Raw genomic sequence first — 24,902 nt, 5'->3', positions numbered from 1 at the left:
ACCTCCAGCAAACACGGCTCGGCGCGGGCAGCCCGCGTTGAGCCGTAACGCCGCTCAGGCGGCACTCAGTTGTCCGAAGGCCGCAGCGAGGGCTCGAACGCCGGACCTATACTCCGATCAATCCGGAAATGGCATTCTCGCCTGGGGTGAAGCCGTTCTCGTGCGCAGAGGAAGTAGGTCGGACGATGGCAGGAGCCTGCGAGGGCAAGGTTGCGTTGGTGACCGGCGCCAGCCGTGGACTGGGCAAGGCGATCGCACAACGATTGGCCGCCGAAGGCGCAACCGTCGGAATCACTGCCCGCACCATGGAGCCAGATCCCAAGTACCACGGATCGCTGCAACAGACGCTCGACGAGATCGTCACCGCCGGGGGCTCGGCCGTCGCCATTCAAGCTGACTTGTCGAAACCCGAAGACCGAGAGCGGCTTTTCGCCGAATTGGCCGGCCGCGCCGGTGCGCCGGACATTCTGGTGAACAACGCCGCCGTGACCTTCCTGCGGACCCTCGACGAGTTTCCGGAACGACGCGCCCGCTTGATGGTCGAGATGCATGTCTTGGCGCCAATGCACCTGGCCCAGCTTGCGATTCCGGCCATGCGCGAACGGGGTCGCGGCTGGATCCTCAACATCACATCGGTGGGCGGAGACCTGCCGGAGGGCCCGCCGTTTTCCGAATTCGACCGGTCAGCCGGCTTCGGGGTCTACGGCACGGTGAAGGCGGCGCTGAACCGACTCACCAAAAGCCTTGCGGCTGAGCTCTATGACGACGGCATCGCGGTGAACGCCGCCGCCCCGACGAACCCGGTGGCCACCCCTGGTGCCGGAACGCTCGACCTGGCCAAAACCGACACCGAAGACATCGAGCTCATCACTCAGACCGCGCTCACCCTGGTGACCGCAAATCCAAAGTCGATGACCGGGCGGATTGCCCACACGCAGCCGTTCCTGCGGGAAATCGGGTGGTTGCACTGAGCGACCTGCTGTCGCAACTCGATGAGCGACTTGCGTCACGTGATGTTTCGGGCTTACGGCCATTGGCGGGCGGTGCATCGAGCCTCACCTACGCAGCACAACTCGGCGATCGGCCAGTGGTGGTCAAAGTCGCACCGCCGGGCGTCGACCCGATCGCGCATCGCGACGTGTTGCGGCAAGCCCGCGTCATTCGGGCGCTGGGCCCGACGCCGGTGCCGGTTCCCGAGCTCCTTTTCGAGGATGCCGGCGATCCGCCCGACGTGCCGCCATTGTTCGTGATGTCCTTCCTCGACGGAATCAGCTGCGAACCACTGTTCGACGACACCGATCGCGGACCTGAAGCCATTGTCGCGGATCGCTTTCAGAATGCGGCGGCTACGCTGGCGCAGCTGCATCGCATCAAGCCGGACGAAGTGGAGATGGCAGCAGAACCCGTGACAGGGCCGCTCGACGAAGTGGAGCGGTGGTGTCGCACGCTGGAAACGGTAGAACCGGGATTGGCACCGGGCTGGCAGGATGTCGCGGCGGCCTTGCGTAACGGAGCACCGCCGGCCCTTCCGCCCGCGATCGTGCACGGTGACTTCCGGCTCGGCAACCTGCTGGCTCAGCGGAGCCGTATCACTGCCGTCATCGACTGGGAGATCTGGTCGATCGGGGATCCGCGCGTCGATGCCGGATGGTTCTTGATCAACTGCGACCCGCGCACGTACGGTCGCCCTACGCGGTACAGCCGGGCAGTGCCGCCGCTCGACGAGCTGGCTACGACCTACCGGGAGGCGATGGGAAGCCAAGTGCCGGAGCTGGATTGGTTCTGCGCGTTAGCCTGCTTCAAGTCGACCGCGACCTGGTCGTTGATCGTCAAGCACAATCGCCGGCGCAGCACGCCCGATCCGGAGCTGGAGGCGATGGCTTCGGCCTTGCCGCAGCTGCTGTCGCGGGCCGGCGAGTCGCTCGGTTAGTTCCGCGGTACGCCGGCGAGTTTGTCGGCGAACTTGGCCTCGGCCGCTTCGCGCAATCGCAGCAGGTGCTCGGACGGGAACACATCCGGCGACGGCTGGCGATCTTTGAGCAGCAGCCGCGCCAGCGTCACCTTGTGTACCTCGGTCGGCCCGTCGGCAAGACCCAACACAAACGATTCCACGAGGTGCTGGACGAACGGCATCTCGTGCGTGGTCCCCAATGATCCATGTAGCTGCAGCGCACGCGCGGACACGTCGTGCAACACCTTCTGCATCATCGCCTTGACCGCGGAGATGTCAGCACGAACGGCCTTGTAGTCGTTGTGCTGGTCGATCTTCCACGCCGTCTGCAGCGTGAGCAGCCGGAACGCCTCGATCTCCATCCACGAATCGGCGACCATCTGCTGGACGAGTTGCTTGTCGCTCAGCATCTGCCCTTGGGTGTGCCGGGAAACCGCACGCTCACAGAGCATGTCGAAGATCCGGCGGACCAGACCCACGGTGCGCATCGCGTGGTGGATCCGGCCGCCGCCGAGCCGGGTCTGCGCGACGACAAAGGCGCCGCCACGCGGCCCGAGCATGTGATCGGCCGGAACCCGGACATTCTCGTACCGCACGTAGCCCTCACGTCCTCCGCCGCCGAGCGGCTGGTAGCCCAGCCCGACATCGCGCAGGACGTTGATGCCCGGCGTTTCAGCAGGCACCACGAACATCGAATGGCGTTGGTACGGTGAGGCGTCCGGATCGGTCACAGCCATCACGATCAAAAACGACGCCATCGACGCGAACGATGAAAACCACTTCTCGCCGTTGATTACCCAGTGATCGCCGTCTTGAATTGCACTGGTGGTGAACTCCTTTGGGTCAGAGCCGCCCTGCGGCTCGGTCATCGAAAAGCAGGAGATGATCCGGTTGTCCAGCAGCGGCTCCAGATAACGCTGCTTGAGTTCGGGAGTGCCGTAGTGAGCCAGAATCTCGCTGTTACCCGAATCCGGCGCTTGCGAGCCGAAGACGATCGGCGCGCATTCGGACCGGCCGAGGATTTCGTTGAGCAACGCGAGTTTCACCTGGCCGTATCCGGGTCCGCCCAGATGCGGTCCGAGGTGGGTGGCCCACAACCCACGGTCTTTGACGGTCTTCTGGAGCGGGGGGATCAGCGCCTGGCGGACCGGGTCGTTCAGGTCGTGAGATTCCTTGACGATCAGATCAATTGGTTCACATTCGGCTCGCACGAACTCGTCAACCCACTTGAGTTGCGCGGCCCACTCCGGGTCAGTCGAGAAGTCCCAAGACACCAATCGTCCTTTCAATACTCAGTTGCTGCGACGCATGTCGTTCATGATGACCACGATTGCCGGCGGGCCGCGGCCTCCTCGGTGGCATGGCTGAGCACTTGGTTGCGGTTTTCGAGTTCGAGCGCCGGCCCCAGCCCCGCGGCGTCGGCGTTGACCTGCAACGCCCGCTTCGTCAGTTGCACGCCCAGTGGCGTGAGTGCGGCGATCTGCGAGGCGATTTCAACCGCACGAGCAACGAGCAGGTCGGGTGCGACGATCTCGCTCACCAACCCGCGACGGTCGGCTTCCTCCGCCGATACGGTACGGCCGGTCAGCATCCAGTCGGCGGCGACACTTGTACCGACGATGCGCGGCAGGAAGTAGCTCATCCCCATCTCGGCGCCGGATAGACCGAGGAGGATCGCCGCGTTGCCGAATGTTGCTGCGGTCGAACAGATTCTGATATCGGCGGCCAGGCACAGCGCCAGACCAGCGCCGACACACGGGCCGTTGACCGCGGCGATCACCGGTTGCGGGATGTCGCGGACCGCCTCCGGCAGTGCCGCCATCGTCTCCTGGAAACGAAGCCGGTCGATTGCGGGCGCGGTCGCCTCCGGTACGCCCGGGCCGAAATCACGCAGGTCGATTCCGGAGCAGAATCCGCGGCCCGCGCCGGTGATGACAACGGCGTTGACCGAGTTGTCGGTGGCCAGGGCAGCGAGCGTTCGGCTGAGCTCGCCGACCATGACGTCGTTGATCGCGTTGAGCCGCTCGGGGCGGTTCAGCTGCAGCACAGTTACGCCGTCGTGTGGCCGTTGAATGCTCAACGTCTCGGTCGTCGTCAATCGAGCTCCCTCCGGCGCGAGCCCCTGAGACACTGATTCGCGGTTTAGGAGAATGCTATTCTTCCGAGCTGCCTTCGCGCAATCGTGCCTAGACGAAGTCCGATCCTCCATCGACGTTCACCGTTGCACCGGTGACGTAGCCATTCCGCCTGGAGGCCAGGTAGGTGGTGATCGACGCGATCTCCTCGGGAAGCCCCGCACGCCCCAGGTCGCATGGCTGGTGGAAGTTGTTGTCGATCCAGGTCATGACATCGTGCGGGTTGGAGGCGTCGAGGCCATCGGCGGCGAGGATGTCCTTGAGGTTTTCGGTGAAGCTCGCGGTCACGATCGTTCCCGGGCAGACGCAGTTCACCAGAATCCCGTCCTTGGCAAGGCTTTTCGACAGGTTTTTGGTGACGCTGGACAGCGCCGCCTTCGCCGCGGTGTAAGCGACGATACGCGGATTCTGCCGCTGGATGGAATGCGCGGACAAGGTCACGATCCGTGCCCAGTCCGCCGCGCGCAGCATCGGCAATGCCGCACGAATAGAGCGAACGCCCGACATGGTGCCCAGGGTGAACGCGGCGTCCCACTCGGTGTCGTCCATTTGCTCGAAGTACCCGTCGCCGGGACCAATGGTGTGGACCAGGCTGTTCAGCCGGCCCCATCGCTCGGCCACCTCCTGGAAGCCGCTCGCGATGGAGCTGGCGTCGGTCATGTCCACAACAATCCCGACGGCGTCGGGTGCACCGGCGTCTCGCAGCGATTCGACCGCGGTGTCCAAGGCGGACCTGCCTCGGGCCATCACGGCGACACTGGCGCCTTCGGCCGCCAGAGTTTGAGCGATCGCCAGCCCCATGCCCTTACTGCCGCCGGTGACGACGGCGGTCGATCCGGCCAAGCCCAGATCCATTGCAGCTCCTTATAGTCGGTCGCGCGCGGCGATGTCAGCGATGATCTCGGGATCAACCCCAAGACCACGTAGGCAGAAACGTAAAGCCTGTCGGCGCACCTCGGTTCGTGCGCAATCGCCTGTTGCCCAGTGCCGTTCAGTGCTGGCCCACACCACGCCCTGAATTGACTGTGCCTCGGTCGCCGGATCCACATCGTGGAACACACCTCGGCGCAGCCCATCGTTGAGCTGTTCGATCAGCGGTTTGAGCATCTGCTCGTAGGCGGGCTGAATCAGCTCCGGAGCGGCGAACATCTGTGACTGGGCCTCCAGCGACAGGCGACGCAGATCCGATTTGATGTTCTCGTCAAACGCCAGATCAAGGCGACCGTCGATCCATGCGACAACCGCATCGACGGGGTTGGCGGCCTTCGCCATTTTCCTTTGCAGTCTTCGCTTCTCGGCGTACGCCATCTCCAGGAAAACCGCAGCGACGACCTGGTCTTTCGAATCGAAATGCCGGTAGAACGCGCGGGTGCTCAACTCGGCGCGATCGAGGACCGCGGCGACGCTGAATCCACGAACTCCTTGTTCACGCAACGCCTCTGAGGCGGCGGTCACGATAGTCTGTCGCACGTCGGGATCTGGGGCGAGCTTGCTTCGCCGTCGCCGAACGCGGCTCGTCATGCGGTCGCGTCGCACGTCGCGAGGTAGTCCAAGCACCACTCGCGGACACGCTCGGGCGTCAGTCCGTCGTCCGCCAGGTCGTAATCATGTGCGCCTTGCGGCCCGGGTTCATGCCCGCGGGCCCACTGCTCGACGGAACGAGAGTGCCGCAACCACGCAATCGGCCGCTCTGCGCTCACGTCGCCTCCACTTCCAGCCGCCGTTATCTGAGAACATTGTTTTCGTTTAGTATCCGACAACAGTGGCAGGGGACCCGCAGACTGTCAATGGGCGATGCCGCCGCACTGGGGTCACGCGTTGCCGGGCCGGTTCCGCCTGCATGTGTGGCCCAGGTGGGTAGTTCTCATCGGAGAAGTGGTAGTTGCGGCAAGCGCCCGAGTCCCAATCGCCGACGACCTGACCCCGCCGGGCAGTTGTTGCTCGGCGTGTGCGGCAGCCGCGGCGAATCTCAGAAGCGGCCAGCCCTAAGCCGGGGGACAACCTTCGCATTTGCCTCTCGGGGAGCCTCACGCGTATCGGGAGAACTACTGATTTCCGCCGAGCAGAAGCCAGGGCTGTAATAAGCGCGAATCCCCTACCGTGCCTTCGGATTGGCGAATCTGACGTGGATCGCACAGGCGCGCCCTACTGTGCAGCTCATCGGGATGGCAAAACCTAGCTGTTGCCATCTATTGGCAATGCTGAAAGCATTGTCCTGCACCTGGCCCGGCTGCGGTAGAGGACATATGCACGATTACCCGTATGCCTTTCACGTCGCCCTCGACGGCGCAGGGCTTAACGGCCTTGAAGGCCGAGCGGGTGTGTGCCTATTCAAATACGATCCACATACCGAGGCACATGCGTACAAGGTGGTGTTCTTTGGCGGGGTCGCCGGCGGACATGCACCGAATGTGGATCCGACACGCAGCGCCGGTTTCCTTGGAAACATGGGCCAGCATCTCCTCTTCTACGATCCGGCGACGCTGGACGAGATAGATCGCATTTCGACCCTGCGCTTCGAGGTTCCCGACACGTCGATCAAGTCCACGACGCATCTGGTGTGGCTCGACGCCACAGAATTTATCGCCAGCGTCGGCGAGCAGCTGTGGAAGTTTGACTTGAACCGCCTCACCAAGGCCGAACCCATTGGCCCCCATCGGTTGAAGATCCCGCACGCGATGAGACGCACCGCTTCCGGACGTTACCTGGTTTACGGTGGGATGGATCATCCGAAGCGCGGTGAGGCCCGCGAGGTCGGTATCTTCGATCTGGAAACCGGCGACGCGATACGCGTTCCGCTGCCGACGACCGCTTGGCATGTGGTCTGCCATCCGGTGCTCGACGTTTTCTATGCAATTTCGTTCCGAGTGCTCCCCAGTGGGCGCGAAGACTGGCAGCAGTGGGGGATGGCCCATTTGCGGCAGTATGCATACGAGATTGATGCCGAATCCGGCCAGATTCTGCGGCATTGGTCGGCAGGCAAAGAGGTTCCAGCGCACATCAATTCCGATGTCTGTATCAGCGACACCGAACTCATCTTCTGCACTGGCGGCAGCCAAACGGTCGTGCTGGTCGATCTCGAGACGATGAGCAACCATCGGTTGATCGACGAGCATCCCGGACTGCTGGGGCAGTGGGGATATTCGCGTCAGCTTTCCGCGACAGTCGCGGACACGGTGTCGCGCGGTAATTTCTTCACCGAGTCACATCTGTACGCGACGGGCCTGCAAGTTACCCGAGGAGCGCTGCTGGATGGCGTGTACGGATGCCAGCTCTCTGCCGACCAGACCCTGCTTTTCACCGCCAACCGGGGACAGAATCACATTACGGTTTACGACTACCCGTCGCTGAAAAGGCGGCTCCGTGTGCAACTGCCCGATCTTCAGGAGTACGACAAGCGCCTTTCTTCCCTTGCCGATCCGCGACTCGGCCTGCACCACAGTTACCTCGTCAGTCCTGGCAGCACCGAAAGGAACGAATGATGTCACCCGCTCGAAAGCAAACCCCAGCATCCGCAGCTGCTGCGGCATCCTCCGAGACCGTCAGCAAGGTTGCCGATCTGACGCGAGAGGCCATCGAGTCTCAGACACGTCTGAGCGGCGAGTTCGCGGATTTAGTGGGAGACGCGGTGAAGGACAGCGAAGCCGCGTTCGACACAGGTCGTGCCTACGTCGAATCGGTCTGGCGCGAAGCCGCGAACTATTGGCAAGCCGTCACCGACCTGAACTTCAGGTATGCGGCTGAATTAGTGAAGATCGCCACCCGGGCCGGGGACGAGGTGCTTACGGCGGTTGACTCAGCGATCAAGCGGGCCCCCGTGGATCGCGGTAGCGCCGCCGGCGAGCCGTAGTTCGGCGCTGCCGGTCTTTAGTATGGCGGTCAATTACAGCGGGCGCGGGATCAAGGCACGGCTGGTGCGCACCTCGGGAAGTGGGCGCAGGCTTTCACGTACCCACCGTGGCAGCTGCGTGCTGCTCAGCAGCCACGCCAATGCGTTGGCGATCGCAGCACGCGCGGGTTTTGGCGCATAGCCCAGGCGCGCGATTTTGTCGTGGCTGTACCAGTAGTACCGCCCGATGGTCAGTGCCTCCTCGCGCGTCGACAGCGGTTCAGTTTCCGCGAAGCGCGCCCAAGCCTCGGCGGCCGCGGACGTAACGTAGGCGGCGGCGGTAGGAACTTCGATCCGTGGTCCCGCGACACCGGCCAGGTCGGCAATTAGCGAGTGCAACGTCCGCCATGACAGATTTTCTGACCCAATAAGATAACGCTCTCCTGGGGCTCCGTTCTCGGCCAAAATCAAATGCGCCAGTGCCACGTCCTCGAGCGACACCACATTGCATCCGCCGGGGAAGGTGGACCTGAAGAAGTCCAGTAGGTACCGAAGGACGATCGCGTTGCTGGGTACCAGCCGAGACGACGGGCCGCCCATCACAACAGTGGGACAGGTGATAATCACCTCGAGATCATCGCCGGCCGCCTGCAAGGCGACTTGTTCCTGGCGCACCTTACTGAGGAAGTACGGCGGAGCATATTCGTTCCCAATTCGGTAGCGCTCATCGCGGACAGAGCCGTCCGCGCTAGATCCCGATGTAACCGATGATGACGTGACGATGACTCGACGCACGCCGGCGTCCTTTGCAGCATCGATCAGCATCCGCGTTCCGTCGATGTTGATGGTCGACACTTCGGCATGGTTGTGCGCGCCGTATGCGTACACGGCCGCACAGTGGACAGCGATTTCGCATTCGGACAAAGCGCAGCGGAGTTCCTGGCGGTCTTCCAAAGCGGCCGTTGCGATCTCGAACGGCAACTCGTTGGGCTGCACTTGGCGTCTGGCGATGCCGCGAACCGTGTACCCGTGCTCCGCGAAGCGCTTAGCTACCGCGCCACCGATCATCCCGGTTACGCCGGTGACAGCCACTTTCACCATTGCGGCATCCGGGCCATGTCGGTGCGGAGCGCGACGACGTATTCGTCGAGCAGCGGGCGCAAGGCATCCGACCAGCGCCGCGAAGACACCTTCGGTTCGGCGCTCTTCGTGCCGGCAAAATGCCGAAATCCTTGCTCATCAACGTGATACGCGTCGGCGATGCCGTCGCGCTCGGCGAGCCATTCCCGGGCGATGTCCAGATAGACCGACCAGGCTTCTGTTGGCAATGCAACTGAGGGCGCCGGGACGTCGGCGCCGATCTGATACGGCCGACCTTCAAAGCAGGCCTCGAAGTTGTCAAACGTCGCGTTGAAGAAACGCCGATACGCGTCGGTGACAAGAGGCGCCTTCACCTCGGGGTAGCGATCAAGGTCGACGATCTCCCAAAACGGTGGCAGCCGAAATTGCTGACGGCCCGAGATCGTCAGTCGCGTTGTGTGGTCGCCGTTGTCGGCGAAGATGAGCTCACCATCGTCGTAGGCCGCGGAATCGTTGGGGCTCAGCACCGTTCGCCAACTAAGTCGACAGTGCTCGGGTCGGTACTCGACCAACTCGATCTTGCAGACATCGATGACCTTGCCGCCCCAGAAGGCAAGATAATTCGGTTGGGGCAGATAGATGTTTCGTTCGGCCTGCGTGACGACGCGGCCGGCATCATCGCGTGATATCGGGATGACGCGGCCGCCAAGGTAATCGGCCATCATGCTGATGCCCTGTGCGATGTCAACTCTGGCTATCCAGTCGGCGTATTCGGCGTTGACCACACGTTCGACCGAGAACAGCACCGATCGGTCAAAGTAGCACCAGTGCACCCACGGATTCTGCCGCGGCGCCGCGTCCAGCAGCGCGCTGAATCTTTTTAAATACTTTGGAATTCGGCGGTAGTCGGCGGCCCGATATTGTCGGGCATCGAAGCCCAGTGGAACAGCGGTCCGTCGCACCTTGTCTTTACTGAAGTTGGTCTGCCAGGCAGAGATCGAGTCGGCTGCGGTCGCCAAGGCGTAACTGATCGCGGTCACGGCCGCCGGACTGCTGGGTGAGCCAGGATCGACCCATGGGCCAACTACGCGTTGCAGCCATCGATGCAGCTCGTCGACGTCGCGATCCTTTCCGCTGCCGGACATCAAGACCCGCAAGATCCGGGCGCCGTCCGGCAGTGACTGATCAAGTCGCCGCAGTGCATCGCTCATGGACGGCTTGTTCGTCGCCGAGACCGGGAGCGGCTCGACAGCCCCCACTACGCGGTAGGCAGCAGGGAGGCCATGAGATTGCAGGCATCCGTCGACCAGGCTTGAGGCCGCCGGGTCCTCTCCGTGCATCACCGCGCTGACCACATCCGCCAGCACGGCGTTGGCACTCGCAATCAACGTGTAGGAGTCCTCGTCGCGGCGCACCTCAATGATGGCGAACGTCGGTGGGAAGTGCGCGACGATAGCCGCCGCTACGTCAGCCGGTGCCGCTGCCGGTATGGGGCCCGCGCAATCAATGATCGTCGAAACGCACCCGCGAAAATGCTCTTGTGGGTCGCCAGTCCACCTTGCCACAACTACCCGCGCGCCGGCCTGCGCCCACGTGGAACTTACGAGTTCTCCGGCTAGCACGCTGGACGGCGGACACAGCGAAGGCTCCAAACCGGCTGCAAAATCTATTCTTTCGTAGCTGTTGCCCGCAGCCGTGATCCCGAGGTAGCCGGCGTCTATGAGGGCACCGTTGACATCGGTGATCCCGCGATCAGTCGCCCGCTGGGACAGGGCAGCTCCGACGGACACCGGCGACCACCCGCGCTCCGCGAGTGCGTCGACCAAATCGTGCAACACGCCGGCATTCGGCATCGCCGAGGGGTCCAGTGGCACGAGCACAACAGCACGACCAGAACGATCGCCGGAATCTCTCTTCCGTAGTGCGGACTTCAAGCCGGCCCGCCGAAGAGCGTCTGCAACGGGGTTCTGCCCGTCGCCGGAATATGTTGCGCTCAGCACGGCGGCCCGTAGGCCAGACATTCGCCTCTCGCGTTCCATCGCTCCAATACTTTACGTCGTTGAAGAGCCCTTGATGTCGATCACCTGATCTTGATCCGGAAAATTCTGTAACTGGTATCGCCGCCTTTTCGGCGGGTGAAGTGCCGCCATACCAACCCTGGACGGGGGCGGCTTAAAATCGTGGGGTGCCTCGCGGCGATACTACGATGCGGCAGAGCGGAGGACTCGTGACAAAGCTCGAGACAGCCGATGGTGTGGCGATCGTCCGATTCGACAATGCGCCGGTGAATGCGCTGGACCTGGACTTGCTGGAAGGCATCATCGCCTCGATGCGAAGCGTCGAGGGACCGGTCGTCATCACTGGGGCGGGCCGAGCGTTCTCCGCCGGTGTCGATCTGCGCGCCCTCGCCGACGGCGGTACCGACTACACCGGACGCTTCGTCAGCGCGCTGTCTGAGGCTTTTCTCGCGATCTATGACCACCCGGCGCCGGTGGTCGCGGCGATCAACGGGCACGCGATCGCCGGCGGCTGCGTGCTGGCAATGTGTGCCGATGTTCGATTGATGTCCGGTGGGACGATCGGTCTCACCGAGCTTGCTGTCGGTGTCCCCTTTCCGGTGGCCGCGCTCGAGATCTGCCGCGATGCGATGGGGATATCAGCGGCCCGTGCGGCGCTGCAGGCCAAGACAATCGACGCCGAGACCGCGTTGGCCCGCGGATGGATCGACGCGGTGGTCCCCAAGGATGAGGTGCTGTCTCAGGCCCTGACCAGCGCGCGTGAACTCGGTCAGTACTCGCCGGCGGCGTACGCCGACACCAAGCGACAGCTGCACAGGCCGGTGCGTGCCGCGATCGATGCGGGTACGTCCACGGACGCCGCTGTACGGGCCAGTTGGATATCGGAGGAGACCCGTGACCGCATCAACAGGTTCCTCGAGTCCCTGGCCCGCGGTCGCTGAGATCGCACCGCCGTGAGCCTTTGGATCGCCCGCGCCACCCGCGCACTCAGCGAAGAGATACCGGCACCGCCGGCTCAGGTGCGAGACTTCTATGTCGACCTCGACAACATCAAAGTCGTTCATCCGCTGGTTGTTTCGGTGCAGGCCTTATCGCACGACCGGACGGCCGATGGTTATCAGCAGACTTATCGGGTCCACGACCGGATTCCGTTGGGGCCACTGTCGCTGGGGATAACCTACTGGGCGAAAGTCGAGGTCCCACGGCACGGAGATGTGATCACCGAGGCCCATCAGTTTCCCCGGGTGCGACTGAACGGCATCGTGAGTTTCGAGCCGATCGAGTCGGGCACGCGTCTGACGGAACGCCTGACCATCGCGGCTCCTCGGTTGCTTGCCGCGATGACCCAGCGCGAAGCGGTCAACGCGCACATCGCCATGCTGGCCGGCATCCGCAGCCACTTCGAAACGGGCCCGCCTCGGGCATAGAGTCGTCGAATTTGCCGCGAGTTGTCACCTGCGATGGTGGCGGATCGGTACTCCGGTCAGTTGTCGACATCGTCTGGCGGGTCGGGGTTTCCGCGGAGGAGTCCGGCCTCGCCGGCCAGTGCAACCCCTGCCCTGTGGATCAAATCGCGACTGTGGATGAACGGGTCCGAAGAATTCTGTGCGATCTATATGAATCGGCATCGCGAGTTAGAAGGCGACCCGTACCGGGCCAATCGCCGCGTAGTACACCGCACCGAGGTTTGGAAACCGATGCGCGGTCTGGTCCAGCAGCGCGAACAGGGTTACCGCGGTTCCGTCCACTCCGACGTCAAGGCGAATTTCGACAGGTACTTCGTCGAACTCCATCCGCCATCGACCACGATCGTCTGTCCGTTGATGAAACTCCCTCCGGGAGAGCATAAGAATGCTACGGTGCTCGCCACATCATCGACGGTGCCCAGCCGTTGGTGCGGAGTCATTTCCACCTGCATCCGGCGAAATCGTGGGTCCTGCAGGCGCTCTGCTGTCATCGCTGTCTGGATCACCCCAGGGGCAACGGCGTTGCAGCGAATTCCATGCGATCCGTACTGACAGGCGATGTGGGTGGTCAGTGCTGTCAGGCCGCCTTTGGCCGCGGAGTACGGGCCACCGCGAAGCCCGCCCACGACGGCGAATGTCGACGTGATGTTGATGATTGCCGAGCCGGCTTCCATGTGCGGCAACACGTCTCGCGCAAGCCGAAACGGCGCCCGCAGCATCACGTTGAGAAAGTAATCCAGCGTCTCGTCGTCCGTGCCATGCAACGGCGTCGGATTCCCCACTCCGGCATTGTTGATCAGGAAGTCGATCCGGCCCCACCTCTCGACGGCCGCCTCGACCACGCGGGTGGGCCCGTCGTCGTCGGTCAGATCGACTGCCACCGTCTGGACCCGGTCGGGATCGCCGATGGCTGAGGCCAACTCGGAGAGCCGTTCCTCGTTACGGCCGGTCGCCAGCACCGCCATGCCCGCCTCGGCGAGCTTGGTTGCACATCCGAATCCAATACCGCCGGTCGCGCCGGTCACGATAGCTACCTGCATGTCATCCGTCCGTTGTTGTCAGCGCCGCTTGAATCTGGTGCTTGAGCACCTTGCCGGCGTCGTTTCTCGGTAGCGCCTCCCAGATGGCAACCTGCTCGGGCGCTTTGAAGGTAGCGACACCCCGGGACTGCAGGAAGTCGCGAAGGCTTGCCACATCGGGCCGCGCCTGGTCGGTGGGGACGATCACAGCGCACGCCCGCTCCCCGGTGCGGGTGTCGGGCAGGCCGACAACGGCGATCTCCGCGACCCCGGGATGGCCGATCAGAATGTCCTCGATCTCTTTGGGCGCGATGTTCTCGCCGTTGCGGATGATGAGATCTTTGACCCGTCCGGTAACGACGAGGTAGTCGCCATCGACCCAGCGGGCCAGATCGCCGGTGCGGAAATAGCCTTCGGTGTCGAATGATTCGTCTTCGTCCTCGGGGTGCAGGTAGCCGACCAGCATCTGCGGGCCTCGGGCGTGGATCTCTCCGTCGATGCTACTCAGGGTGATCGTGGCGAACCCGGCCCGTCCGTCGGTGTCCGCGGCATGATCACGATCGAGCGGGGCGCCGACCGTCGTCACCGGGACTTCGGTCGAGCCGTACACCCGGGTAACGGCAGCGTGCTCGAAATAGTCTGCCGCCCGGCGGATCAGCGATGGCGATACCGAAGCGCCGCCGCACACGAACAACTTCAGCTCCGGCAGTCGGGTTCCCGCGCGCTCGGCCGCCGCGAGCAACTGCTCGAGGAACGGTGTGGCACCGGCGATATGGGTGCATCGCTTGTCACCGATGAGCTGGACGGCGACGTCGGCCTCCCAACGGTCCATCAGCACGGCGGACGTTCCCAGCAGCAGCGGACATTCGAACGCGTAGATGGAGCCGCCGATGTGTGCGATCGGCGACGGGACCAGGAAGCGGTCACCGGGCTCGATCTGCCAATGGTCTCGGATCTGGCTGATTAGTGCATGCATCGAGTTATGGCTATGCAGGACGCCTTTCGGCCGTCCAGTGGTCCCCGACGTGTACAGGATCATCCGTACCGCATCCGGTTCCAGTCTGGGCAACTGCGTTGTCGGCGCGGTCGGCTCAGGCAACGACGCACCGTCGCGCACGACGACTATCTCGGGCGGTGAGTCCATCTGCGCGGCGACCCGGGCCAGCATCGCCGGATAATCGTGACGCCCGAAAATCGGCGGCACGAAAATCATCCGCGTGTTCGCGTCGTTCAGGATGAAAAGCAGCTCGTGATCTCGCAGCGAGGGCAGAATGGGGTTCGCCACCATTCCGGCCAGCGTCGTCGCCAGGTAAATGACCGCGGCCTCATGCCAATTGGGCAGCATGAACGACACGACGCTGCCGATCGGCATCCGCTCCAGCAGCGCCTGTGCCAGCGCCTTCGCTTGCGCGTACAGGCTTTGGCAATCGACCCGGCAGTCGCCGTCGATCAGCACCACGCGAGACGGTGTGCGATGTGCGGCGTCGGCCAGTGCATCAGTCAGCGTCTCGCGCACCCACCACCCGTGCGCATAGGCTTCGGCGGCCCGCTCGTCGTCCCAGCGGACCGCTCGCTCACCGATCAGTTTGGTGTTCGACATCGCCGCATCTGAGATTAGCCGCGGACCCGTCGCATCGTCATCGAGTGGCGGAAACGGGACCCTGGGTGCGTATTGATGGTCAGCTGGGCGATTTCACCATCAGACGTCGCATAGGTCCGATGCACTTCGAGCGCGGGGCTGCCGACCTCGACGCTGAGTTGGCCGGCCAGCTTCGGTGAGATCAGCACCGCGGCGATCTCCTGACGAACCTCGACAATGCTCAGCCCGAAGATGTCTTCGATCAACGGAAAGATCGGGCCGGTGTGACGCGCCAGCAACCGGCCCACCCCGGCGAACGCCCGATTGATGAAGTACTCGGTACGGCAGACCGGGAACTCCGCATCATCGATCCGACGAAAACCCTTGACGGCCAGCCACTCTTCGCCGCTGTCGAGGCCGGTTCGGGCCGCCAACTCGTCGTCGATCAGGGTCATCCCGGTGGATTCGATCGCGAACTGCGCCCCGGTCGCGAAGGCCAGCAGGTCGTTGATCGAGACGACGTCCTGAACATAGGAATCCGAGGACGGTCGTGGCACGACGAGCGTGCCGGCCCGGGGCCGGGACGCCACGAGATTGTCGTCGCGCAGCCGTCGCAGCGCCTCCCGGACCGTGTACCGGCTGACCGAAAAGCGTTCACACAGCTGGTGTTCGGTGGGTAGCTGCGATCCCACCGGGTATACCCCGTCGACGATCTCCTTGCGCAGTGCCCGCGCCACCTGAAGGTAGCGGTGGTCGGTCGGTTGGGTGTCAGTCATGAGGACCGTCCGGCCGGAACGCGAGCACGCTGCCGTCGGCGTCCGCGGACACGTAGAGCGTGCCGTCTGGACCGGCGGCGATGCCGGCGAACGGTCCCTGCGGCCCGGAGAACGGCGGCATGCCTTTCAACGGCTTGGGGACGACACCGGGCGGAGGGCCGACGGGTAACCCAGAGGCGATGGTGTGGCGTGTCGAATTTTCCAGGTCGACGGCGATCAGCGCTTTCGCGCCGGCATCGATGACGTACAGTTGGCTCCCGTCGAGCAGAATGCCTTGTGGACAGCCTAATTCGGCAATTACCGTGTGGACGCCGGATCCGGTGAGCTTGACCACTCGGCCTGCGCCCGCTTCCGAGACCAGCCAGCCGCCGTCGGGAGCGACCGCCACCCCAACCGGATCGTTCAGGCCGGATGCGATCACCTCGACTTGCCCGTGCCGGATCGACAACACTCGTCCCTTCCCGAGCTCGACCGCCGCGATGGTGCCGTCGCCGGCGATCGCCACGCCGTACAACTGGTCGAATCCATCTGCCAGTACGTCGGTTTCGCAACTGTCGGGCCGGTAGCGCGACACCTGACCACCCGAGGTGGTGACGACAAATTCGCCCGGGCCCGCGGTGGCCAGCCCGCGCAGAAATCCCGGATAGCCCGGGCTGAACAGCATGCCCACGGTGTGCAATGTGTGGTCGGGACGCAAAACGTAGAAGTATGTGCCGTCGGCAACGTAGAGGTTGCCGTCGGCGCCGACGGCCAGGTCCAGCGGCCAGTTCAGCCCGCCCGGCAATACGGTTTGAGTCGCGCCGTCACCGAGGATTTCGGTGATCTCACCGGTGAAGTTCGACACGAACAACCGATCACCGACGAAGGTGCAGTTATCAAGGCCCGCATGGAGATCGGCCAGCACACTCTGTTCGCCGTTGCGGGGGTCGATGCGCAAGACCTGTCCGCTGTGCACTTGAGTCGAAACGATGCGGCCCGACGAATCGAACTTCACCGAGTCGGGTACACCGAGCCCGGTGGCGACGGTTTCGGGCACGCCGCCGTCGAGGCTGATCCGCCAAATCTCGTTGGCGCCCATCACCGGGAAGTACAGCAAACCGTCCGGGCCGACTTCCATCGCGTTAGGCGATGGAACACTGTCCAGCAGCACCCGCGGCTCGCCGCCGTTCAGGTCGAGCTCGAGAATTCTGCCGCCTTCCCGGCATTCGCCGATGAACAACCGGCCCTGATGAACGGTGATGCCGTTGGCGGACGGCACGTCACTGCGTAGCACCCGGGTGTGGCCGTCGCCGCCGCGCACGCTGACCCGGCCGTCCATCACCTCGGTGGCGTAGAGGTCACCGGTCGGACCGAAGGCGACATCGTCGGGCGCGATGATGTCGCCCCCCTTGGGGCTGACGACGTCCAGCCGGCCGCTGCTGACGTCGAGCGCGCTGATCTGGCTACCGGTCACCTGCGCGATGTAGATCCGGCCATCGGGACCGGTCCGCAGACCGTTGGCGCCGAACAGTCGACTCGGCGGCGTAAGCCGCTCCATGGCCCAGCCCTCGGCGAGGGACGGCGACCCGGTTGCGCCGGAGCGCCCTTCTTGCAGCAACATCGGTGATGACCTCCGCGGCGGTTCCAGCCGGTGACGTTAGCAACCGAGTCTGGTCCAGACAATAGCCAAGCAAAGCTCAACAGGGGACACTTGACGCTTGGCCATTTGCAGAGAATCATATTCTCAATTGTGCGCATCGGGGTATTTTGTCCGGACAAAGAGGTCTATAACGTCTAGTGGTCGATAACCTGCTCAATCTCGAGCGGCGCGTGGTCGTAGTGGCCGGCGCCGCCGGTGGCGGTATCGGCACCACTGTCACCCGGATGGTCGCCGAGGCCGGTGCGACGGTCATCGCGGTGAGCCGATCCAAGGAAAACCTCGACGACCACATCGTCCCGCTGGTCGAGCGCGGATTATCGATCGTCCCGGTGTCCGCCGACGTCGCCACCGAGGACGGGGTGGCCGCCGCGATCGAGCAGGCGCAGCGCGCCGACGGCGACCTGCACGGTCTCGTCAACGTGGCGGGCGGGGCGGCGCCGGAAACCTGGATGCCGTCGACCCGGGTGACCCGCGGCGATTGGCGCGACCTGTTCACCCAAAACCTGGAAACCGCGTTCTTCATGAGCCAGGCCGTGGCCGCGGAACTGAAGTCCGCTAAGCGCCGCGGCTCGATCGTGTCGATCTCGTCGATCAGCGGAATGAACACCGCGCCGTTCCACATCGCTTACGGCACCGCGAAGGCGGCGGTCGCGGCGATGACGCGGACGATGGCCGTCGAACTGGCCCGCGACGAGATCCGAGTCAACGCCGTGGCCCCCGGAGTGACCGCCACGCCGGCCTCCCTCACCTACGTCGACGAGGACGCCGAGCGTGATCGGCGAGCCATCGCGATGGGCCGACGCGGCCGCCCCGAGGAAATCGCCGGCGCCATTCTGTTCCTGTTGTCCGACTTGTCCAGCTACATCACCGGCCAGACTCTGCTGGTGGATGGCGGGCTGGACCTCAAGTGGACGCATCTGGGCGCCGACAACACCTCGCTATTTCTCAAGGACGACTCCTTCCGAGCAACGATAAGGAGCATGGAATGACCGACGTTGAAGTCGAGGCACCCGAACAGCTTTCCACTCCAGCGACGATCGGCGTCGAGGCCTACCTGTCCGAGGACTACGCCCGTGCCGAGCGGGACAGATTGTGGCGCAAGGTCTGGCAGCAAGTCGGCCGGGTCGAAGACCTGCCGAAAGTCGGCAGCTTCCTGACCTACGACGTCCTCGACGACTCGGTGATCATTGTGCGCACCGGACCGAAGACGTTCAAGGCCCATCACAACGTGTGCGTGCACCGCGGCCGCCGCCTGGTCGACGTGCCGGAGCACGCGAAAAACGCTTGCGGCCACAAGAAGTCGTTCGTATGCGGATTTCACGGCTGGACCTACGGCCTGGACGGCGCTTGCACCCACATCCCCGAGCAGCAGGACTGGCAAGACTCGCTGACGCCGCAAAACACCCACCTTGCCCCGGTCCAAGTCGACACCTGGGGCGGCTGGGTCTTCATCAACCTGGATCCGAACTGCGAGCCGCTGCGCGACTATCTCGAACCGGCCGCGACCATGCTCGATCCGTTCGGACTACAGAACATGCGGGTCAAATGGCGCAAATGGCTGACCTTCCAATGCAATTGGAAGGTGGCGATCGAGGCGTTCAACGAGACCTACCACGTCGCCACCACGCACCCGCAGTTCAACAGGTTCGGCACATTCCGCGGCTGGGCGAAGGCGCAGGGCAAGCACAGCAACATCGGCTACGACGCGCCCAAAGGTCTCGACGAGACGAAGTCGAAGATCCGACTCGGTACCGGGGACCCGCGGATCTCGACGGCCGAAATGCAGGTCTACACGTTGGAGGAGACCAACGCCACCACTACCAAGACGCTGGTGGACGCCGCCAAGCGGTTGGCGGACGAACTGCCGGAGGACGCTCCGGCCGACCAGGTGCTCAGCCACTGGTTGTCCGCTGCGCGAAGCGATGACGCTGCCCGCGGCGTGATCTGGCCGATCATTGACCCCGAGCACTTGGCCAAAAGCGGTACCGCATGGCAGATCTTCCCGAATTTTCAGATCGGACAAGGGCTTACGACGGCGTTGTGCTATAGCGCCCGGCCCAACGGCTACGACCCGAACAGCTGCATATTCGAAGCGGCCTGCTACGAGCTCTACCCCGAGGGGCAGGAGCCGCAGACCGAGTGGCAGCACTTGGCGGCCGACGACCCCAATTGGCGCACCGTCTTCCCGCAGGATTTCTCGAACATGGCCGCCGTGCAGCAAGGCATGAAATCGCTTGGCTTCACTGGAACAAAGCCCAACCCATACATGGAACGCAGCACGGTCAACCTCCATTACCAACTGTCGAAGTACATGGGTACCGGCGAACCGCAGGAGCTTTGAGATAGATGACAATGTTCGAGACATGCGGCCCGACACAGACGCCGGACGGCATCGATATCGACGCGCTGCGCGAGAAGTACTTATTCGAGCGCGATAAGCGGCTGCGTCCGGAGGGCTCGAAACAGTATTTGGAACTCAAGGACGACTTCGCGGAGTTCGCGGAGGTTGATCCTCACACGCCTGTGACACCGCGCACCCCTATCGACGCGAACATCGACGTCGCGGTGCTCGGTGGCGGCATCACCGGGCTGCTGGCGGGCGCGTACCTGAAGAAGGCCGGCGTCGAAGACGTGCACGTCATCGAGATGGGCGGTGACTTCGGCGGCGTCTGGTATTGGAATCGTTTCCCGGGAATCCAGTGTGACAACGACGCCTACTGCTACATCCCGATGCTGGAGGAACTCAAATACGTTCCCTCCAAGAAGTTCGCTGACGGTTCCGAGATCTATGAGCATTGTCGCCGCATCTCAAAGCATTTCGGACTCTACGACGGCGCCATCTTCTCCACCCAGGTTCGTGCGGCGCGCTGGGATGAAACAATCAAGCGTTGGCGGTTGAGCACCAACCGTGGTGACGACATTCGTGCTCGGTTCGTCGTGATGGCACAGGGCTCGTTCAATCGGCCGAAGCTGCCCGGCATCCGCGGTCTCAAGGACTTCAACGGACATATGTTCCACTCCGCTCGTTGGGATTACGACTACACGGGTGGGGATTCCAACGGCGGATTGCACAAACTTCGTGACAAACGCGTGGCGCTCGTCGGTACCGGTGCAACCGGGGTGCAGCTCGTTCCCCACCTGGGCCGAGACGCCAGGCACCTCTACGTCTTTCAGCGCACTCCTTCATCGGTGGACGTACGGGGCAACGAGCCGACGAACCCGCAGTGGGCGGAGTCGTTGCAGCCGGGATGGCAGGAGAAACGCAAGCGCAACTTTCACCGCTGGTCGCCGTTGGGTGAAGGTGCGGTCTTCGACGAGCCCGATATGGTGTGTGATTTCTGGACCGAACTCGGGCGGAACCTGACCGCCCGTATCGCGGCCACCGACGATCCCGCGGCACTGTCCATCGATCAGATCATGACCTTCCGTGAAGAAGAGGACTACAAGGTCATGGAGCGGTTGCGGATGCGCGTCGAGGAGCTCGTCGACGACCCGGAAACCGCCGAAGCGCTCAAACCGTACTACCGGTTCATGTGCAAGCGACCCTGCAGCAATGACGAATACCTGCCGACGTTCAATCGCCCGAACGTCACGCTGGTTGACGTTTCGGAATCCAAAGGCGTGGAACGGCTCACCGAGAAGGGGATAGTCGCCAACGGGGTGGAGTACGACGTCGACTGCGTCATCTTCGCGAGCGGCTTCGAGATCACAACTGATATCAGGCGCCGGTACGCAATCGATGTGATCGAAGGACGTGACGGCCTGTCCCTGTTCGACCACTGGCGTGACAGCTACAAATCACTCCATGGGATGACCAGCCGGGGCTTCCCCAACCAATTCTTCACCGGCTTCATCCAGGGCGGGGTGGCAGGGAACACCACCGCGATGCTCGAACAGCAGGCCGAACACATTGCCTACATCATTTCCGAAGCGATCGCGCGCCGCGCAACCACCGTCGAGCCGAGCCAGGAAGCCCAAGACGCCTGGATCAAGACGATTCGCGAGTCCTCGATAGACAGTTCAGAATTCGCGGTCTCCTGCACGCCCGGCTATTACAACAACGAGGGCGGCGGTGGCGGCGAGGGCATTCGCTCGGCGATCGGCGATCCCTACATGCCGGGTTTCTACGTGTTCGATGATTTGCTCAAGGAATGGCGCGCAAACGGCGACCTCGATGGTCTGGTCCTTGAGAACATAGATGGCTAGCTTGAGGTTTGACGGCAGAGTGGCGGTCGTCACCGGAGGCGGCCGAGGGCTCGGCCGCTCCTACGCCATCCTGCTCGCATCGCGCGGAGCGAAGGTCGTCGTCAACGACCCAGGCGGCAGCCTCGATGGCGAGGGCGTGGACTCCGGACCCGCCGACTGTGTGGTCAGTGAGATCACAGCGGCCGGAGGACAAGCCGTGGCCTGCACCGAGTCGGTGATCACCCCTGATGGCGGCGGTGCGATCGTGCGGACCGCGCTCGGACACTACGGTCGCCTAGACATCTTGGTGCACAACGCCGGCAATGTCCGTCGCGGGTCGCTGAAAGAGATGAGCTACGAGGATTTCGACGCCGTGCTCGACGTACACCTGCGCGGCGCGTTCAACGTTGTGCGGCAGGCATTTCCGATTATGTCCGCCGCAGGTTACGGACGCATCGTGCTCACGTCGTCGATTGGCGGCTTGTACGGCAACCATGACGTCGCCAACTACGCGGCTGCCAAGGCCGGCGTGATCGGATTGTCGAATGTCGCGGCGCTTGAAGGCGCCGCCGACGGCGTCAGATGCAACGTGATCGTGCCGGCCGCAGTGACGAGAATGGCCGACGGCATCGACACCTCGGCCTACCCGCCGATGGACCCGGAGCTCGTTGCGCCCGTGGTGGGTTGGCTCGCACACGAAAACTGTTCGGTTACCGGGGAGGTGTTCATCGCGCTGGCGGGTCGGGTGGCGCGGGCTGTCATCGCCGAAAGCCCCGGCGCATATCAGCCGGCGTGGACGGTCGAGGACGTGGGTGAGAATCTCGACACGATTCGAAACATTCAGGCACCGCTGGTTTTTCCGGTCGTTCCTGACGGCCATGATCAGCACATCCGCTACAGCTTCGGACTCGCGCAGCGTTCCAGCGATCAAGGCGTACTTCGTGGCTGACCGGAAGAGCATGGGACCGCTGGCCGGGGTGCGGGTAATCGACCTCACCGCAATGGTGATGGGACCGTACTGCACGCAGATCATGGCTGATATGGGCGCTGACGTGATCAAAGTTGAACCGCCACAGGGCGATAACACCCGCTACATCTCAGTCGGTCCCGCACCGGGCATGAGCGGCGTGTTCGTCAACGTCAACCGCGGCAAACGCAGCGTTGTGCTGGACCTGCAAACCGATGCCGGGGCGTGTGCGTTACGCGCTCTGATTGAGACCGCCGATGTGTTCATCCACTCGATGCGCGCCAAAGCCATCGCCAAGCTCGGCTTCAGCTACGACGACGTCGCCGTCATAAATCCCGCTGTCATCTACACCAATTGCTACGGGTACGGGCGTCGCGGACCTGATCGCGACCGGCCCGCGTATGACGACACGATCCAGGCCGAGTGCGGCCTGCCGGCAGTTCAGCAGCAGCTGACCGGTGAAGCCGATTTTGTCGGAACCATCATGGCCGACAAGGTCGCTGGGTTGACTGCGCTGTACGCGACAACCATGGCGTTGTTTCACCGCGAGCGCACCGGGGAGGGACAGGAAGTCGAGGTCGCCATGTTCGAAACCATGGCCTCGTTCATCCTCGTCGAACACGCCAACGGTGCCCTGTTCGATCCTCCGCTGGGGCCGGCGGTGTATCCGCGCACCGTGGCGCCCAACCGTCGCCCATATCGCACCAGCGACGGCTACATCGCCGCATTGATCTACAACGACAAGCACTGGAACGCTTTCATCGACGCCGTGCAGCCGAGGTGGGCCAGTGAGCAGTATTCGACCTTGGAACAGCGTGCACGCCAGATCGATGCTGTCTACGGGTTAGTGGCCGAGACCATGAAAGAGCGGTCGACCGCGGAATGGTTGACGCTTCTCCGCGAACTCGAGATACCGGCCGCGCCACTCAATACACCTGGCGCGCTGTTCGACGATCCGCATCTCAACGCCGTCGGCATGTTCGAGACGGTGGACACCCCGCACGGACCGGTGCGCTTCCCGGGCGTCCCCACCTGGTTCTCGCAGACACCGGGCTGCGTTGCGGGACCGGCTCCCGAGCTGGGTCAACACACCGCAGAGATCCTCGACCAGCTGGGTCTGAAGGTTGAATCGTGAAAAATTCAGTGCACCAGCTGATTTCGACTGCCCACATCAATGACGTTGCGGCGTCAAGGCCGCTCACAGTTATCTATCGCTAAAGGAGTTTGAAGACCATGCCCGTGCCCGTCTATAAACGCATCCTCGACCTGTTCGAGGCCGAGGGCGTAAATGCCCTGTTCGGTATCCCGGACCCGAACTTCGTGCACATGTTCGCCGAGGCCGACGCTCGCGGGTGGTCAGTAGTCGCACCCCATCACGAGCTAAGCGCGGGATTCATGGCCGAGGCGGCGTCGCGCATGACAGGCAAGCCCGGCTTGTGTATCGGCACGCTGGGCCCCGGCATGGCCAACATCGCAGGAGCGATCCAGTGCGCACTCGTAGAGAACTCGCCGGTCATCTTCCTCGGCGGCCAGCGTGCCCGGATCACCGAGCGCCGGGTCCGGCGCGGGCGCATCCAATTCGTCCAGCAGGAGCCTCTTTTCGCGGCGTCGGTCAAGTACAGCAGCTCGATCGAGTACGCCGACCAGACCGACGAGATCATCCACGAGGCGATCCGGCGGGCCATGTCCGGCACCCCCGGCCCGGCTTATGTCGAGTTTCCGTCGCACGTCATCCTCGAGGAGCTCGACGTAGGGGATCCGCTTCCGCCGCATCGGTATCGGCTGGTCAACCAGAACGCGGGTGAGCGTGAGGTGGCCGAAGCGGCGAAGTTGATCCGCGAGGCCGAGAGCCCGGTTCTGCTGGTCGGCCACGCCGTGCACACCTCTCGTACCCAACAGCAGGTCAAGGAGCTCGCCGAGCTGATGGCCTGCCCGGTTATCCAGACCTCCGGCGGCACCTCGTTCATCCCGGGACTGCAGGAGCGGACGTTCCCCTACTTGTTCTCCCCAGCCGCCAACGAGGCAGTCGAGGAATCCGACCTGTGCGTCGCGCTGGGTACCGAACTCGGTGAGCCGATGCACTACGGCCGGACCCAGCATTGGGCAGGAAACGATGCGGACCGGAAATGGGTGTACGTCGAGCAGGATCCGACCGCCATCGGCGTCAACCGGCCCGTCGACGTGGCGCTGGTGGGCGATCTGCGCGGCGTGGTGCCGCAGCTGGTCGAGGCGCTTCGCGACACCCCGCGTGCCCCGTC

At 63.5% G+C, this 24,902-nt stretch carries 23 protein-coding genes; 12 read left to right on the top strand and 11 right to left on the bottom strand.

What is annotated here, in order from left to right; genetic code table 11:
• Positions 1–185 precede the first annotated feature (185 nt).
• Both WAO18_RS04395 and WAO18_RS04390 read left to right on the top strand, forming a co-directional pair.
• On the top strand, positions 186–971 hold the full coding sequence (locus tag WAO18_RS04395) for an SDR family NAD(P)-dependent oxidoreductase (RefSeq protein ID WP_422204179.1): 786 nt from the start codon (positions 186–188) through the stop codon (positions 969–971).
• Complete coding sequence (locus WAO18_RS04390; protein ID WP_422204197.1) at positions 968–1,930, top strand: phosphotransferase family protein; 963 nt, start codon at positions 968–970, stop codon at positions 1,928–1,930. Before WAO18_RS04395 ends, WAO18_RS04390 begins: the two co-directional genes overlap by 4 nt.
• Here the strand turns inward: WAO18_RS04390 and WAO18_RS04385 are convergent.
• The 5 genes from WAO18_RS04385 to WAO18_RS04365 all read right to left on the bottom strand — a co-directional run bounded on the left by WAO18_RS04385 (position 1,927) and on the right by WAO18_RS04365 (position 5,786).
• Positions 1,927–3,225, bottom strand: a complete 1,299-nt coding sequence (locus WAO18_RS04385; protein ID WP_422204178.1) for an acyl-CoA dehydrogenase family protein — start codon at positions 3,223–3,225, stop codon at positions 1,927–1,929. The genes WAO18_RS04390 and WAO18_RS04385 overlap by 4 nt on opposite strands.
• Before the next feature lie 41 nt (positions 3,226–3,266).
• Complete coding sequence (locus WAO18_RS04380) at positions 3,267–4,049, bottom strand: enoyl-CoA hydratase/isomerase family protein (RefSeq protein WP_422204176.1); 783 nt, start codon at positions 4,047–4,049, stop codon at positions 3,267–3,269.
• An 88-nt stretch (positions 4,050–4,137) separates the two neighbouring features.
• A complete protein-coding gene (locus WAO18_RS04375) occupies positions 4,138–4,941 on the bottom strand; it encodes an SDR family NAD(P)-dependent oxidoreductase (protein ID WP_422204174.1) in 804 nt (267 codons plus the stop codon).
• Positions 4,942–4,950: 9 nt separating this feature from the next.
• On the bottom strand, positions 4,951–5,607 hold the full coding sequence (locus WAO18_RS04370) for a TetR/AcrR family transcriptional regulator (protein WP_422204173.1): 657 nt from the start codon (positions 5,605–5,607) through the stop codon (positions 4,951–4,953).
• Positions 5,604–5,786, bottom strand: coding sequence for a hypothetical protein (locus WAO18_RS04365; RefSeq protein ID WP_422204171.1), 183 nt, complete (start codon positions 5,784–5,786; stop codon positions 5,604–5,606). Before WAO18_RS04365 ends, WAO18_RS04370 begins: the two co-directional genes overlap by 4 nt.
• 546 nt (positions 5,787–6,332) lie before the next feature.
• Here WAO18_RS04365 and WAO18_RS04360 point away from each other — a divergent pair.
• Both WAO18_RS04360 and WAO18_RS04355 read left to right on the top strand, forming a co-directional pair.
• Positions 6,333–7,568: a hypothetical protein gene (locus WAO18_RS04360; RefSeq protein WP_422204169.1), complete on the top strand. Its 1,236-nt coding sequence runs from the start codon at positions 6,333–6,335 to the stop codon at positions 7,566–7,568.
• A 146-nt stretch (positions 7,569–7,714) separates the two neighbouring features.
• Positions 7,715–7,936 carry a hypothetical protein gene (locus WAO18_RS04355; RefSeq protein WP_422204167.1) on the top strand — a complete coding sequence of 74 codons (222 nt, stop codon included), beginning with the start codon at positions 7,715–7,717 and terminating at the stop codon, positions 7,934–7,936.
• A 33-nt stretch (positions 7,937–7,969) separates the two neighbouring features.
• Here the strand turns inward: WAO18_RS04355 and WAO18_RS04350 are convergent, their stop codons facing one another.
• Together WAO18_RS04350 and WAO18_RS04345 are read right to left on the bottom strand one after the other, a co-directional pair.
• A complete protein-coding gene (locus WAO18_RS04350; protein ID WP_422204166.1) occupies positions 7,970–9,016 on the bottom strand; it encodes an NAD-dependent epimerase/dehydratase family protein in 1,047 nt (348 codons plus the stop codon).
• Positions 9,010–10,869, bottom strand: a complete 1,860-nt coding sequence (locus WAO18_RS04345; RefSeq protein ID WP_422204165.1) for a hypothetical protein — start codon at positions 10,867–10,869, stop codon at positions 9,010–9,012. Before WAO18_RS04345 ends, WAO18_RS04350 begins: the two co-directional genes overlap by 7 nt.
• Before the next feature lie 353 nt (positions 10,870–11,222).
• Here WAO18_RS04345 and WAO18_RS04340 point away from each other — a divergent pair, with 353 nt between their 5' ends.
• Positions 11,223–11,954: an enoyl-CoA hydratase/isomerase family protein gene (locus tag WAO18_RS04340; RefSeq protein WP_422204164.1), complete on the top strand. Its 732-nt coding sequence runs from the start codon at positions 11,223–11,225 to the stop codon at positions 11,952–11,954.
• A gap of 12 nt (positions 11,955–11,966) precedes the next feature.
• The gene (locus WAO18_RS04335) at positions 11,967–12,440 is read left to right on the top strand and encodes an SRPBCC family protein (protein WP_422204163.1); all 474 of its coding nucleotides are present in this window, start codon (positions 11,967–11,969) and stop codon (positions 12,438–12,440) included.
• Positions 12,441–12,742: 302 nt separating this feature from the next.
• On the opposite strand, the gene WAO18_RS04330 is transcribed toward WAO18_RS04335, so the two are convergent.
• The 4 genes from WAO18_RS04330 to WAO18_RS04315 are packed head-to-tail and all read right to left on the bottom strand — an operon-like array spanning position 12,743 to position 17,453.
• A complete protein-coding gene (locus WAO18_RS04330; RefSeq protein WP_422204161.1) occupies positions 12,743–13,519 on the bottom strand; it encodes an SDR family NAD(P)-dependent oxidoreductase in 777 nt (258 codons plus the stop codon).
• A 1-nt stretch (position 13,520) separates the two neighbouring features.
• Positions 13,521–15,098, bottom strand: coding sequence for an AMP-binding protein (locus WAO18_RS04325; protein WP_422204159.1), 1,578 nt, complete (start codon positions 15,096–15,098; stop codon positions 13,521–13,523).
• 14 nt (positions 15,099–15,112) lie between these two features.
• Positions 15,113–15,853, bottom strand: a complete 741-nt coding sequence (locus WAO18_RS04320) for a GntR family transcriptional regulator (RefSeq protein WP_422204157.1) — start codon at positions 15,851–15,853, stop codon at positions 15,113–15,115.
• Positions 15,846–17,453, bottom strand: a complete 1,608-nt coding sequence (locus WAO18_RS04315) for an SMP-30/gluconolactonase/LRE family protein (protein WP_422204156.1) — start codon at positions 17,451–17,453, stop codon at positions 15,846–15,848. The genes WAO18_RS04320 and WAO18_RS04315 overlap by 8 nt, the downstream gene beginning before the upstream one ends.
• 176 nt (positions 17,454–17,629) lie before the next feature.
• Between WAO18_RS04315 and WAO18_RS04310 the strand changes: the two genes are divergently transcribed.
• From WAO18_RS04310 to WAO18_RS04285, 6 genes are all read left to right on the top strand, one after another.
• A complete protein-coding gene (locus WAO18_RS04310) occupies positions 17,630–18,481 on the top strand; it encodes an SDR family NAD(P)-dependent oxidoreductase (RefSeq protein ID WP_422204155.1) in 852 nt (283 codons plus the stop codon).
• A complete protein-coding gene (locus tag WAO18_RS04305; RefSeq protein ID WP_422204154.1) occupies positions 18,478–19,833 on the top strand; it encodes an aromatic ring-hydroxylating oxygenase subunit alpha in 1,356 nt (451 codons plus the stop codon). The genes WAO18_RS04310 and WAO18_RS04305 overlap by 4 nt, the downstream gene beginning before the upstream one ends.
• Before the next feature lie 5 nt (positions 19,834–19,838).
• A complete protein-coding gene (locus tag WAO18_RS04300; protein WP_422204153.1) occupies positions 19,839–21,698 on the top strand; it encodes a flavin-containing monooxygenase in 1,860 nt (619 codons plus the stop codon).
• Entirely contained in the window at positions 21,691–22,626 is a 936-nt protein-coding gene (locus WAO18_RS04295) for an SDR family NAD(P)-dependent oxidoreductase (RefSeq protein WP_422204152.1), read from the top strand. The genes WAO18_RS04300 and WAO18_RS04295 overlap by 8 nt, the downstream gene beginning before the upstream one ends.
• 10 nt (positions 22,627–22,636) lie before the next feature.
• Positions 22,637–23,779: a CaiB/BaiF CoA transferase family protein gene (locus tag WAO18_RS04290; RefSeq protein WP_422204195.1), complete on the top strand. Its 1,143-nt coding sequence runs from the start codon at positions 22,637–22,639 to the stop codon at positions 23,777–23,779.
• Between the two features lie 98 nt (positions 23,780–23,877).
• Positions 23,878–24,902 (top strand): thiamine pyrophosphate-binding protein (locus tag WAO18_RS04285; RefSeq protein WP_422204151.1); only part of this gene is annotated, 1,025 nt, incomplete at its 3' end.

The sequence above is a fragment of the Mycobacterium sp. genome (assembly GCF_049278535.1).
Lineage (GTDB): Bacteria > Actinomycetota > Actinomycetes > Mycobacteriales > Mycobacteriaceae > Mycobacterium.
Note: the sequence above shows the minus strand (reverse complement) of the source record. Positions and strands in the feature narration are given on the sequence as shown.

Coding starts and splice junctions, on each gene's coding strand:
- WAO18_RS04300 (WP_422204153.1), top strand. CDS start 19,839: ATGACAATGTTCGAGACATGCGGCCCGACACAGACGCCGGACGGCATC.
- WAO18_RS04360 (WP_422204169.1), top strand. CDS start 6,333: ATGCACGATTACCCGTATGCCTTTCACGTCGCCCTCGACGGCGCAGGG.
- WAO18_RS04315 (WP_422204156.1), bottom strand. CDS start 17,453: ATGTTGCTGCAAGAAGGGCGCTCCGGCGCAACCGGGTCGCCGTCCCTC.
- WAO18_RS04350 (WP_422204166.1), bottom strand. CDS start 9,016: ATGGTGAAAGTGGCTGTCACCGGCGTAACCGGGATGATCGGTGGCGCG.
- WAO18_RS04375 (WP_422204174.1), bottom strand. CDS start 4,941: ATGGATCTGGGCTTGGCCGGATCGACCGCCGTCGTCACCGGCGGCAGT.
- WAO18_RS04320 (WP_422204157.1), bottom strand. CDS start 15,853: ATGACTGACACCCAACCGACCGACCACCGCTACCTTCAGGTGGCGCGG.
- WAO18_RS04305 (WP_422204154.1), top strand. CDS start 18,478: ATGACCGACGTTGAAGTCGAGGCACCCGAACAGCTTTCCACTCCAGCG.
- WAO18_RS04330 (WP_422204161.1), bottom strand. CDS start 13,519: ATGCAGGTAGCTATCGTGACCGGCGCGACCGGCGGTATTGGATTCGGA.
- WAO18_RS04325 (WP_422204159.1), bottom strand. CDS start 15,098: ATGTCGAACACCAAACTGATCGGTGAGCGAGCGGTCCGCTGGGACGAC.
- WAO18_RS04295 (WP_422204152.1), top strand. CDS start 21,691: ATGGCTAGCTTGAGGTTTGACGGCAGAGTGGCGGTCGTCACCGGAGGC.
- WAO18_RS04290 (WP_422204195.1), top strand. CDS start 22,637: ATGGGACCGCTGGCCGGGGTGCGGGTAATCGACCTCACCGCAATGGTG.
- WAO18_RS04370 (WP_422204173.1), bottom strand. CDS start 5,607: ATGACGAGCCGCGTTCGGCGACGGCGAAGCAAGCTCGCCCCAGATCCC.
- WAO18_RS04395 (WP_422204179.1), top strand. CDS start 186: ATGGCAGGAGCCTGCGAGGGCAAGGTTGCGTTGGTGACCGGCGCCAGC.